Source organism: Paenibacillus taichungensis (genome assembly GCF_047302525.1).
Lineage (GTDB): Bacteria > Bacillota > Bacilli > Paenibacillales > Paenibacillaceae > Paenibacillus > Paenibacillus taichungensis_B.
Window position 1 is genome coordinate 2,679,791 of the sequence record NZ_CP168020.1, and the last position, 12,313, is coordinate 2,692,103.

General features: G+C 45.8%; 9 protein-coding genes and 1 pseudogene. 8 read left to right on the plus strand and 2 right to left on the minus strand.

What is annotated here, in order from left to right:
• Positions 1 to 46 precede the first annotated feature (46 nt).
• The 3 genes from ACDJ58_RS12315 (at position 47) to ACDJ58_RS12325 (ending at position 7,564) form a co-directional block, all read left to right on the plus strand.
• Positions 47 to 1,603 carry an ABC transporter substrate-binding protein gene (locus ACDJ58_RS12315; protein ID WP_413378254.1) on the plus strand — a complete coding sequence of 519 codons (1,557 nt, stop codon included), beginning with the start codon at positions 47 to 49 and terminating at the stop codon, positions 1,601 to 1,603.
• 121 nt (positions 1,604 to 1,724) lie between these two features.
• Positions 1,725 to 3,134, plus strand: coding sequence for a glycosyl hydrolase family 28 protein (locus tag ACDJ58_RS12320; protein WP_413378256.1), 1,410 nt, complete (start codon positions 1,725 to 1,727; stop codon positions 3,132 to 3,134).
• A 122-nt stretch (positions 3,135 to 3,256) separates the two neighbouring features.
• Positions 3,257 to 7,564: a discoidin domain-containing protein gene (locus ACDJ58_RS12325; RefSeq protein ID WP_413378258.1), complete on the plus strand. Its 4,308-nt coding sequence runs from the start codon at positions 3,257 to 3,259 to the stop codon at positions 7,562 to 7,564.
• 222 nt (positions 7,565 to 7,786) lie between these two features.
• Here ACDJ58_RS12325 and ACDJ58_RS12330 read toward each other — a convergent pair whose 3' ends face one another.
• Positions 7,787 to 8,320: a DUF1572 family protein gene (locus tag ACDJ58_RS12330; RefSeq protein WP_413378260.1), complete on the minus strand. Its 534-nt coding sequence runs from the start codon at positions 8,318 to 8,320 to the stop codon at positions 7,787 to 7,789.
• A gap of 172 nt (positions 8,321 to 8,492) precedes the next feature.
• Here ACDJ58_RS12330 and ACDJ58_RS12335 point away from each other — a divergent pair, with 172 nt between their 5' ends.
• Positions 8,493 to 9,464, plus strand: a complete 972-nt coding sequence (locus ACDJ58_RS12335; protein WP_413378262.1) for an MBL fold metallo-hydrolase — start codon at positions 8,493 to 8,495, stop codon at positions 9,462 to 9,464.
• A 65-nt stretch (positions 9,465 to 9,529) separates the two neighbouring features.
• On the opposite strand, the gene ACDJ58_RS12340 is transcribed toward ACDJ58_RS12335, so the two are convergent.
• A complete protein-coding gene (locus ACDJ58_RS12340; protein ID WP_413378264.1) occupies positions 9,530 to 10,111 on the minus strand; it encodes a LysE family transporter in 582 nt (193 codons plus the stop codon).
• A gap of 134 nt (positions 10,112 to 10,245) precedes the next feature.
• On the opposite strand from ACDJ58_RS12340, the gene ACDJ58_RS12345 reads away from it, so the two are divergent.
• The 4 genes and pseudogenes from ACDJ58_RS12345 to ACDJ58_RS12360 all read left to right on the plus strand — a co-directional run bounded on the left by ACDJ58_RS12345 (position 10,246) and on the right by ACDJ58_RS12360 (position 12,174).
• Entirely contained in the window at positions 10,246 to 10,800 is a 555-nt protein-coding gene (locus ACDJ58_RS12345) for a helix-turn-helix domain-containing protein (RefSeq protein ID WP_413378266.1), read from the plus strand.
• 94 nt (positions 10,801 to 10,894) lie between these two features.
• A pseudogene (locus ACDJ58_RS12350) lies at positions 10,895 to 11,017 on the plus strand (DNA-binding response regulator); the annotation flags it as partial.
• Between the two features lie 125 nt (positions 11,018 to 11,142).
• Complete coding sequence (locus tag ACDJ58_RS12355; protein ID WP_413378268.1) at positions 11,143 to 11,580, plus strand: RrF2 family transcriptional regulator; 438 nt, start codon at positions 11,143 to 11,145, stop codon at positions 11,578 to 11,580.
• 213 nt (positions 11,581 to 11,793) lie between these two features.
• Positions 11,794 to 12,174: a DoxX family protein gene (locus ACDJ58_RS12360; RefSeq protein ID WP_413378270.1), complete on the plus strand. Its 381-nt coding sequence runs from the start codon at positions 11,794 to 11,796 to the stop codon at positions 12,172 to 12,174.
• Positions 12,175 to 12,313: the final 139 nt, after the last annotated feature.

Below are 12,313 nucleotides of genomic sequence, written 5' to 3' on the forward strand. Positions count from 1 at the left end.
CTGGTCGCTCCACATACAAAATATCATCATAATGGAGGGGATTGTTTTGAAAGCGCTACATATTAGAAAATCACTTCTGTCTTGTCTCATGGTATTCACGGTTATCCTTTCCGCATGTTCGAATGGGGGTTCGGACAAAGGTGCTACCGAAGGTTCAGGCACACCGACATCCGATGGCAAGACGATTGTGCAATTGAAGGGTATCACGATGGGAAATGCCCCCGCCAGTGGCATGGACAACTTTTACAAGCAACTGGATGAGCTAACGATTAAGGATCTGGGGGCAACTATTCGGTTTGACTTTGTGCCTTGGGGAGACGAAAAGAATCAGATCAGCAGAGCTATCGCCGCGAAGGAATACGATGTTTATGTTGGCGGCGCCTGGTCGGACTTTGCATCGTTTGCCACCAAGAATGCATTTGCGAATCTGACCCCACTGCTGGGAGAGGTGCCTGATCTGGTGGAGCATTATAAAGGCACACTGGATACCGTGAAGATTAACGGCAGTCTCTACGGCATTCCACAGTACAATAAGCCGGGAGGCGGCGGAGAAGGCCTGTTGTTCCGTGAAGATCTGCGCAAAGCGTGGGGATTACCGGAAATTACAGATCTGGATACCGTAGAACAATATCTTTACAAGACCAAAGAAGCTTATCCAGACACACCGATGATTAATGACAAGCGGTTCGCGGATAACGTCTGGACTCTGGTTGCTGGTTCCAAATATCTGGATCTGGTAAAAGGGTACGTCGTTGCCACCTTGGATGAGCCATACAAGGCGATCAGCATGTACGACACACCTGAGTATAAGCAGGTACTGGAGCGGTCCAAAAAGTGGTATGAAGATGGCATTGTGAGCCACGATATACTGGCTGCTCAGGGCAATGCGACAAGCGAGACGCTGGAATTGATGAAAGCCGACAAAAAGCCGCTTGAATTTAACAACCACTTTGGTGCTGTCAGCAGCAGTTATGTTGGTGCACTGAAAGAGCTGCATCCTGATTTTGAGTATGGCTGGTTTGATTATTATTTCAACAATATTCCGGCCTACATGCCGTTCATGGCACCGGATAATATCACCATGATCTCGATTGGTGCTCACTCCAAACACGTCGAAACGGCTCTGAAGCTTATCGAAAAAGCTCACACCGATCGAACGTACTACAATCTGCTGCAGTACGGTGTTGAAGGAGAGAATTACAAGCTGGCTGGCGAATTCGTTAGCTATGAAGGCATCAAATCGGAGAACAAAAAGCCAGGCTGGACGGGGCTATATGATGGATATATGAACCTGCAGGAGAAATATCCGGACGAATGGCAAGCCATTAACGATAAATTGCAGAATGAAGGTGCCAAGAAAGCGGAAGAGAATGGTCAAAGTCCACTGGCCGGATTCGGGCTTGCCACATCTAATGTGGCTGCAGAGCTTGCAAGCATGGAAACGGTTAAATCGCAGTATATCGTTCCGCTGTCAGTAGGCATTACCAAGGATATCGATGCCGATCTTGCCAATGTGAAGAAACAGCTGGAAGGCGCCGGATTCGACAAGTTTATGGCTGAATTACAGGTTCAACTGGATGCTTTTGCAGCAAGCAAGAAGTAATAGACTCGGATTAGTAGAATTGTGGATACATTTGAACGAATTAATTATATAAGTACCAATGTGCCTGTAGACCCCACGAAACTCCGGGGTCTACACCTATATTATAGCTGGAGGAACGCTTGTGAAGCCCATCATCTGTTATCCCCTGATTCAGGAAATTCCCCAATCTCAAGATTACATTATTCGTATTCGTGAGGCTGGCAGTGACGGACCATGGTCTGATGTAAATGTATACGGAGTAAAGGTTGATATGCACCATGTGCGGCAGGCCAGTATGGCTTATTTTGATATGGGTGTTCCAGTTGAATTGGAAATTGAATGCAAGTACACGGAGGTTCAGACCGTTGATATTCGACCCTTATCTTATAAAATCCAATCACAGATTCAGGGCAATGTAATCTCATTTGAACTGAAAGAACCTCTTAAGTTGTCTATCGAGGTGAACGGCGAACGGTTTCGCAATCTGCATCTGTTCGGGAACGTGCCGGAGACGGATGCTCCAAGTATGCAGGATCCACGTGTTCACGTCATACAGCCAGGCATCCATCGTACGGAATGGCTGGAGACAGAGGCTGAAGTACTCTATTTTGCACCAGGCATGCATTACATTGAAGAGACCATCCTACGCATTCCATCGGGCAAGACGGTCTATATTGATGGCGGTGCTGCTGTCGCCGGTTCATTCGTCTGTGATCGGGTTCAGAACGTTACAATCCGGGGGCGAGGCATGGTCTATCTGGCGGACTTTCATCGATTCTCTGCTTTCCGCGGAATTCGGTTGATCCATGCGAGCCGGATTGTCATTGAAGGCATTATGATCATCGACGTGCCGCATTACAGTGTGTACATCGGCAGCTCACAGTACGTGTCCGTCAAAAATATTAAGTCATTCAGTACACGGGGCTGGTCGGATGGTATTGATATCATGTCCAGCTCGGATATTGAGATCCAACATGTTTTCATGCGCAACTCGGATGATTGTATCGCGATCTATGGTAGCCGATGGGGTTACCGTGGTGACTCGCGTCGTATCCGAGTTAGACATGCTGTGCTGTGGGCTGATGTTGCACATCCACTTATGATTGGCACGCACGGGGACCACGAGGCAAACGGGGATGTGATTGAGGATATCCGGTACGAAGATATCGACATATTGGAACATCACGAGCCACAACCCAACTATTGGGGAGCCATGGCCATTAACGCGGGTGATCATAATACCGTGCGGAACGTTGTCTATTCTCGAATCAGAGTGGAAACCTTTGAGCAAGGTCAGCTGTTCGATCTGCGTGTGATTAGGAACAAGGATTACAATCCTGCTCCTGGTCGGCGGATTGAACACATTGTATTTGAGGATATCGAGTACGCAGGAGGGACGTTATATCCTTCCCGGATCTATGGTTATGACGAAGAGCGCAGCATCGAAGGAGTGACGTTTAATAATCTGACGATTGCAGGTCAACGTGTGCACAGCCCGGATCATCCAGCGATTGAAATGAACGAGTATGTACGTGGCATCTCATTCCACTAGGGGTGTTCAATAGGAAAATACGACGAGTAAACAGGAAAGGGGGGGATGTGTAATTTCAAGGTCTGGCACAAGCGGGCTTCAAGGGAAGAACATCGAATTCCATGAAAATGAGGAGGTTTGATATGGGAATGAATAGCGGATTTCATGAGGGAAAAAGATGGAGACGGGTGATTGCTTTACTTGCTGCAATCAGTCTGTTGGTAACACTTTTACCGGTTGGTACCCATTCCATCGCAGCTGCTGCGGATTCAAACGATGTTACTGTGTCAGGATATGAAGTTCAGATCAATGAAACGATTACAGGTGGCTTCACGCATCCCGGAGTTGGACTAACCAAGGAAGTCCTTGAGAACATGAGAGAGCAGGTGCTGTTGCAGCAGGAACCATGGTACTCCTACTATGTGGCGATGACTAGCTCGGCAGCGGCTTCCAAGACAGTGACATCCAGCAATGCGAGTCAAACGGACCCAACAAAACCGGCAAGCGATGCCTTCAACAGCCAAGGGTTCAACTCCCGTTTTATAAGCGATGGATTGAAAGCGTATACACAAGCGTTAATGTACTATATTTCAGGAGATGAGACGTATAGATCCAATGCGATGCGTATCATTCAAATATGGTCGCAGATGGACCCTAGCAAATATGTTTACTTTAATGATGCGCACATTCATACCGGGATTCCGCTGAATCGTATGGTGACGGCAGCTGAGATTCTAAGATATACAAGTTATCAGACGGAAGAACTGGGATGGACAGCGCAGGATACAACGAATTTTACAACCAACCTGATTAATCCGGTTATCGAGACCTTCCAGCATGACAACAATCGCTTCATGAATCAGCATAACTATCCTTTGCTGGGTGCGATGGCAGGGTATATTTTTACCAACAATCAGAGCAGATATGACGAAGCAGTTGAGTGGTTCACCGTCAACAGCACTGCGCAAGACCAAGGCTTTAATGGGTCGCTCAAGCAGCTGTTCCGCCTAATGGATACTGATGATCTGACTGGAGAGCCACTGGTTGAGCCGGTAATTCAGCATGTGGAGATGGGTAGGGATCAGGCGCATGGTGGTGGAGATCTCACTAACGCTGCCATCCTATCACGTATGCTGCTCGCTCAGGGAACAAAGGTCGATCCCGTGGATGGTACCGTTTCAACAGCGGCAAATGCGCTCGGACCGTATGAGTTCCTGGATGATCGCATATTGGCGGCCGCAGACTTCTTCTGGCAATTCATGCTTGGTTATGATACGCCTTGGACACCAGTGGCCTATGCCATTTCGCCAGATGGAACGATTCGGGATACGTATAATCATATATCCAATGCCTACAAAGGTAGAATGAATACGGCAAATTTCTGGGATATGTATTATTACTACACATATGTCAGAGGCATTAATATTGCTGAAAAGGCTCCTCATTATTATGAAGCATTTACGAAGCGGTTACCTTCCAACTTTTATTATGGTGGTACCTTGAACAAAAACTGGGACAACGTGGATGGAGGCGGAGACTTCTGGCTGTATATGCCAGAGGAGGCAGCGTCTGAAGGTGCAGAATATCTGCCTCGTGAACAGACAAGTGGCTCACTGATCGACATTGAAGATCGTTATACGAAGCTTGGCGGCAACACAACCACCATAAAGGAAGGAGATACATCGTTTGTGCGGTTTCAGGCGACGCAAGTGGGAAGTCGTATAGCATTTCTTAACGGTTCCAGCAGTGAGAAAATCATTGGTTTCCGCATTCGTACCACTGGGCCTGCCCGCTTGGAGCTTACTCCGGGAATCAATGATACCTTGACTTTGCCGGATACGCATGGAAAGTGGCGATATGTAACATACACGCTGGACAGCTTCCAGAGCCTGAACGATATTCTGTATATGAAGGTCACAGGCTCGGATACGACAGTAGATATGGACCACATTCATATCAAAGCAAGTGAACAGCTGACACCGCCAGTATTCAAAACAGGAAATTCTGGTCTCTCCATATTCGCCTATCCTGGCTCGCCGATTCGTGTTGATTTTGAAGCAACGGATGCTGGGGGATTGGATGTGGTGACCTATTCCAGCCCGAATCTGCCTCAAGGAGCAGCATTGAATGAAGCCACGGGTGAGATGCTCTGGCAGCCGGGAGTGTCACAGACTGGAACTCATTCCTTCCATGTAGCCGCTTCAGACGGTACAACAATCACGACAAGAGATGTAAAGATAGTAGTCTCTGCGAATCGGGCTTCCGCTGTGGAGCAGGCCATAGCTACTTATGATGAGGATCGAATCTATGTAGCAGCGACACTCAACTCATTTCATGCAGTGTATGAGGATATCCTGGACCAGCTTGACACAGCTTCAGATGAAGTATTCTATGGGCAGCTGCAGGAGCTAGCCCAAGCAGCGGAAGCGATGAAGCTGGTCACTCCGTTGCTGGAACAGGGCGGCGGCATTGATTACCACAACATCGTTGCGTCATCGACCTTTGGGACAGATATTGCCAATATGGTGGACGGGGACAATCAGACGGGGGTTTCGTATACACGTGCGCCAAACCTATACCATATGATTGATTTTGGGCCAGATTTCAAAGTATCGGCTACGTCCTTTGGATTCCAAAGTAATATTTTTGCCGATCGTCTCGCGAAGTCAGCCGTTTTTGGCTCCAATGATGGGGAGAACTGGGTACGATTGACCCCGGGGTTAACAGCATTTACCCAGAGCTTTCAGACCCTGGATGTTGCTTCCGAATACCAGGACGATTCGTTCCGGTTCATCAAGGTTCAGCTGCTTCATCCACAGCCGGATGTATTGTATGGCATCGTAAGGAATTTGTTCGAAATGACCGAGTTCCGCATCTATGGTGAACGTCATGAGACAGGCAATAAGCTGGAGTCCGTCTCCATCTTTTCGGATCAAAGTGTAAGTGGCAAGATTGCAACTGGGGACACTGTACAGTTGAAGATTCAGGCCAAGGAAGCAATCCAGAATGTAACGGCGACCATTCAGGGCATTGCAGCAACCGTTACGACTCAGGATCAGATCCTTTGGACGGCGTTGGCTACTATGGGAGATGATGTACCTACAGGTACGGTCAAGTTTACGGTGGATTACGAACAGAGTGACGGAACAACAGGGGAGCGGACAGTGCTAACCACTGACGATTCGAAGCTATTCCTTGTAGATGGCGGCAGATATATTGATGTGTCGATGATGGCGAAAGTAAAGGCTTCGGATAAACAATGGCCAGGTAACGGGTTATCCCAGGATGAGGTGGGTTATCTGCTATTCGATGGTGATACATCCACCTATGGGGATCTGAATACATCATCTGGTTCCTTCTACACGGTGGACTTCGGTGAAGGTCTGTCTGTGAGGCTGGATGAAATTGTGCTGATGCCAAGAGCTTCCAACAGCTCAAGAATGAACGGGCTTGTCATTCAGGGCTCCAACGATAATTCAAACTGGACGGATCTAACACAGCCTCTAAAAGGTTCACAAGAAGGAACGTGGTCCGATATTCGACAGGATCAGCTTCTGAATGATGGATATTATCGCTATTTGAAACTGTACAACAACTCGGCATGGAGTGGTAACGTTGCTGAAGTTGAGTTTTATGGTGATGTAGACTACGATGCGGAAGTTGTGGATTCAAAAGTGGTTGCGCCTGAAGGCTACACCCAGGGAAGCTACTACCTGTATATGCAGGAGGTTAACCGCATCAAAGCTTCATTAACCGAACCGGATGCAAACAAGATGGCATTGCTTAAAGAGTTAATTGCAGCCAAGACCATGCTAATCTCTGTCGCTGACTTATTCCCTCCTATTCATGTAGACACTGCGATGGTGCTTGCATCCTCCATTTCCTGGGATGGAAAGGTTGATGCGATGACGAACGGATATCGCGCATTTGACGGGGATCCTGCCACATCGCCAGACACCAAAACAGCAGCAGGCTGGACCCGAGTCGACCTGGGAGTAGACCACACCAAGGTAGTTGGCAGTATCAGGTTTATTCCACGCACCGGCAATGCCGCCCGTATGAATGGAGCCCTGATACAGGGCTCCAATGATGGCGTGAGCTTTGATACGCTTTATACCGTAGGTGGTGTAAGCGAGATCAAGTGGTATAAGCAGAATTTGAGCAGCAGAAATGCTTATCGTTATTTGCGCTATTATACGCCAAACGGCTTCGCCAATATCGGTGAGCTGGAGTTCTATGAGAAGAATGTGGATAGAACGCTCCTTACACTGCTGATGGAACGGGCAAATGCAGTGAATGAGGAGGATTACACCGGAGAGAGCTATGCGCAGTTACATGCTGCTGTCACGACTGCAGATGCGGTTGATACGGATCTGGAAGCAAACCAGAACGATGTTGATTCCGCTTCGAATAGTTTGAAAATGGCGTTGGGTAGTCTGGTTTCCATTTGAAGTAGTAGAATGAACAGAAGCTAGATGCAGGATGTACAGATGGAACTTTATATAAGGAAGTAGACTTTGTACTAAATAATATGAAAAAAAGAAAAAGATAGTATCCTTGAAGAGAAGGGCACTATCTTTTTCTTATTCTAAGTTTGTAGGGAGCTGTTATAACACTTTACGTCATACAGCCCTTTATAGAAAACCTCTTTTGTTTTGGGTTACTCGAATAAATTAGTGATATAGTCCTGTGAGATGTTCGTCACTAGGCTGTAAAATCTTAGACAGCAGTACGATCTGGCCTGTATGGTAGCCATAATGCGTAGCAACCTTTATCAACAGAGAACGTACGATTTTATGCTCATGCGCATCTTTGGCTTCATCCTCACTGCGGTTCATACGATTCCAATCTGTCAGCTCATAGGGAATGGTCACTTCCCTGAACAAATCCTCCTCTTCCAGGCTCGATAATATCGCGGTTGATTCTGTTCGCACATGGCGGAGCTTGGCTAACAATTCCTCCCGGCTCAGACCGTCATTGATGTTGAATTCAGCGGAGCGTTCCCGGATTAAAGGCTGGTTCCCTATACCTGTCACCAGGTTCTGATATTCATTGCCCGCCAAATGCAGACAATAATTCCCCACACTGTTCATGCCAGGCTGGAGTCTCTTCCAAATCTGTTCCTCGTTCAACCTGCTCAAGCTGGTTTCAATACGTTCTAGCTGCTTGTTCATGTCCTCAACAACGTCCTGAATAAGTTTTATCATGATATCAGGTCCTCCATTCATTAGGGTTGATTGAAGTTCAAATGCAGATAACCGAAGGCGAATTGATTATAAACGAACAATGATTTAATATAAAGGCTAATATTGCTCCTGTTTTACTCAAGATTGAATTATTGCTTGAATTATTGATTATAGAGAACAGAAGGTATGAATAATGACAAAATACGAAAATCAGATTCCTACATCCGCAGGTATGAGCTTTAGCTCCCTTGTGAGCATGTTAAAAGATTCCATGCGGAGAAGTATAGAGCGGAGACCTGCGGGCAACATTCCCATGGAGAAATATGAACCAGCGGAATCGTTAAATGTATCCGATAATCCGCAGGTGACATGGTTCGGTCATTCGGCCTTTTTGCTTGAGATCGAAGGACACAGATTGCTCTTTGATCCAATGTTGGGCAACCGTCCATCTCCTGTATCCTGGGCGGGTACGAAACGATACAGTACTAACCTGCCGATTCAACCCGAGGATTTTCCAGCCTTGGATGCGATCATTATATCGCATGACCATTATGATCATCTGGACTATTCCTCCATCCGCAGATTAAAGAATAAAACAAAGCGGTTTATCGTCCCACTTGGCGTGCGCAGGCGACTGATTCAACTGGGTGTGCCCTCGGAACAGATTACCGAACATAACTGGTGGGATGAGCTTTCTTTCAAAGGTTTGACATTAGCCTGCACGCCAGCGCGGCATTTCTCGGGCAGAGGGTTGTTGGACCGTAATTCTACACTATGGTGTTCGTGGGTCATTGCTGGACAAGAAACGAAGGTTTTCTTTAGTGGGGACAGCGGATACGGTCCTCATTTCAAGGAAATCGGCAGTAAGTACGGACCCTTTGACCTGACCTTGATGGAATGCGGACAATATGATGAGCGCTGGTCCAACATTCATATGATGCCAGAAGAAACGGTACAGGCACACTTGGATGTAAGGGGAGGGCTGCTCATTCCGATTCATTGGGCCGCTTTTACGTTGGCCTATCATGCCTGGAACGAGCCGGTTGAACGGATCACCAAGGCTGCACATGCCCTGAATGTCACTATTGCAACGCCCAAAATCGGTGAGAAGGTTGTGCTGCATACGGGAGCTTACCCGAGCCAACCGTGGTGGAGATCAAACTGAGGTAATTTGAAATAAACATAAAAGCGTCCAGCTCATTAGATGAGAGGACGCTTTTTCTCTTGCATTTATTTTAAAATTGATAGTGCGCTATAGATAAGCAAAACACCCATTAGAATATTAAAGGGACGTTCATATTTCAATAAAAAGCTCTGAAATAACATACCGCATAACCCCCAAGTCATATTGGCACTGATGCCAATGATAGTTAGAAGTAACGAAAATACGATCATATGAACATGAGACTCTCCAAGAGGCATAACAAATACCGAGATGGCCGTAAGACCATACAGAATGACTTTGGGGTTGATGAATTGCAGGGTGAAGCCAAAGAGAAACGTAAAACGATTGACCTTGGGATCTTTGGTATTCGCAGGTTTGCTTCGCATGATTTTGATCGCCAAATAGATCATGTATACACATCCCAATACGTTCAAGGCGGGTTTGATCCTCGGGATATATTGATGCAGAATAAGGTTGAAATAACTGGACAGAAACATAATTAGCAGGCAGCCAGCTGCTACGCCGGCAATAAACGGAAGAATTTTTTTGAATCCCTCGTTTCTTGCGTGAGTCATGGCGATGATGTTGTTGGGACCTGGTGTGAATGAAGCCACAATTGCGTAAGTCAGTAACGGAATGATATTCATAAGTCCTCCACATTTGATTCTTCATGTATGTTATATTTGATTGAAACGTGCGCCATAACGTACGTTCTTTATAATTGTACAATATGTACGCTATATAGCACAATATAATCTTTTAAACCAGAGGTGACTGAATATTGAAAAACATTAATGTTGTTCTGGCACAGAATTTGAAGCAGCTCAGGGAACAAAGAAAGCTTAGTCTGGACAAGGTTGCCGAGATGTCTGGAATCAGCAAGACGATGCTTGGTCAGATTGAACGGGGTGAATCCAACCCTACAATTGCGACAGTCTGGAAGATTGCGAACGGCCTGAAAATTTCTTTTACCGCCTTGATCCACGAGCCAAAGTCGGACACTACAGTTGTAACGGGCAGTGATATTCAAGCATTGATGGAGGATGAGGGAAAGATTCGGATTTATCCGCATTTTCCCTTCGAAGAGGGGCGCCGTTTTGAAATGTACATGATGGAGATGGATGAAGAGTCTTCTTTGAGTGCTGAACCACATATAGAAGGGGCAGAGGAATTTATTACGGTTTTTGAAGGGGAAGTTACGATTCGGGTTGGGGCGGAGGGACATACGGTAAAAAAAGGAGAATCGATCCGTTTTCGCGCGGACAAGCCCCATGGCTATAAAAATTCGGGTGCCTCTGCGAATAAATTAAGCATGGTCATCCATTATTCAAAATGAGATATTCTGTCATACGAATAGATTCTACGCTATTTATATTTTGTTTAAATTCGTGTCGTACAATCTTCCTGAATGAGAGAAAGGGGGGCCGGTAATGAATCGAATTCTGATTGTCGATGATGATGTTTATATCCGCGAACTTGTAAGTACGATCCTGAAACAAGAGGGCTTTCTTACGATTGAAGCGGTTGATGGAAATGATGCGCTGCAAAAAGTAGCAGGGCAGATGAATGTGCAGACGTCTGAGGGAGCAGGATCGATATCGATCCTGCTCCCGCTTGAACTCATGGATGTTAAGCAGTACAATGTGCTTTATAAAGTTGCAATTAAGGAGTGACATCTATGAGCACAGCCAATCGTGGTGTGAATATTGGACCACCACGTTTCAAAATAGCAGTACATTCCATTGTCTGGTTGGCAAAAAGCGGGAGTGTTCTGTCGAGCGCAATGATTGCAAGCCAGGTGAATTCACATGCTACGTTCATGCGCAGAGTGATGCAGGCGCTGTCGAATGCAGGATTTGTGGAATCCAAAGGTGGACGTGAAGGAGGGTACAGCCTGTTGAAATCCGCTGATGAGATTACACTGGGCGATATCTACTCCGCTGTTAATGCAGCTGCAGGAGAACTTGAATTCGATGTGGACTGTGGTGGTGAAACGGGGGAACAGCTTGATTTGGAATTGGAGAAGATTCTATACGAAGCTGAATTACGAACCATTGAATACTTGCGTAACTACACGATTAGAGATGTGATGGGACGGGTTGATTTTTGTTCATAAATTATTTTTTTGAGAAAGTACTAGTCAAACGAATATAAAGCATTTATAATGTGCTCATGGCAGTTGCATATAACTGCTTTTTATATCCGTTAATTGTGCCTGTAAAAAGCACATATTAGATTTTCAGATGGGTAAGGAGAGTGGGATACATCAAATAAGACTTTTCGTTTTTTAAATGTGCTTATAAAAGTTGCATAAAATTATCAGGGAGTGATGAAAGTGAATATTCTATCTATCGTTTTACAATCGCTGCTTGTGCTTATCTTTTTGATGGCAGGGTTTGGAAAAATTACAGGATCGAAAATGCATGTTGAAGGGTTTCAAAAATGGGGACTTCCCCAATGGTTCCGTGTAGTTACAGGACTCGTGGAAATTGTGGGAGCTGCAGCACTGATCGTGGGCTATTGGGAACCAAGCTGGACTGCTGCTGGTGCATTGTTGCTCGGCGTTACAGGAGTTGGGGGAACATTGACACATTTGCGAGCAAAAGATTCAATGAAAGAAACGTTCCCTATTGTTCTGATTGGTGTTTTGGCTTTCGTAGTCTTGATTATCCAACGCAGTGAGCTTATGAATTTTCCGGGTTTCAATTAACCAAATAATTTTTAAGTCGTTTAACATTATAATATCAATAACTCAATTAAAAAAATGGAGATACCAATAAAGTAGCCTATTAAAATCGGCTACTTTATTGGCGTTCCGTTAACGAATCAAATCCCAAGGCAAGGTTCTT

Bases quoted from the DNA above. Each gene is read 5' to 3' on its own strand.
- ACDJ58_RS12360 (WP_413378270.1), top strand. From the start codon at position 11,794: ATGAAAGTGAATATTCTATCTATCGTTTTACAATCGCTGCTTGTGCTT.
- ACDJ58_RS12325 (WP_413378258.1), top strand. From the start codon at position 3,257: ATGGGAATGAATAGCGGATTTCATGAGGGAAAAAGATGGAGACGGGTG.
- ACDJ58_RS12340 (WP_413378264.1), bottom strand. From the start codon at position 10,111: ATGAATATCATTCCGTTACTGACTTACGCAATTGTGGCTTCATTCACA.
- ACDJ58_RS12355 (WP_413378268.1), top strand. From the start codon at position 11,143: ATGAGCACAGCCAATCGTGGTGTGAATATTGGACCACCACGTTTCAAA.
- ACDJ58_RS12335 (WP_413378262.1), top strand. From the start codon at position 8,493: ATGACAAAATACGAAAATCAGATTCCTACATCCGCAGGTATGAGCTTT.
- ACDJ58_RS12330 (WP_413378260.1), bottom strand. From the start codon at position 8,320: ATGATAAAACTTATTCAGGACGTTGTTGAGGACATGAACAAGCAGCTA.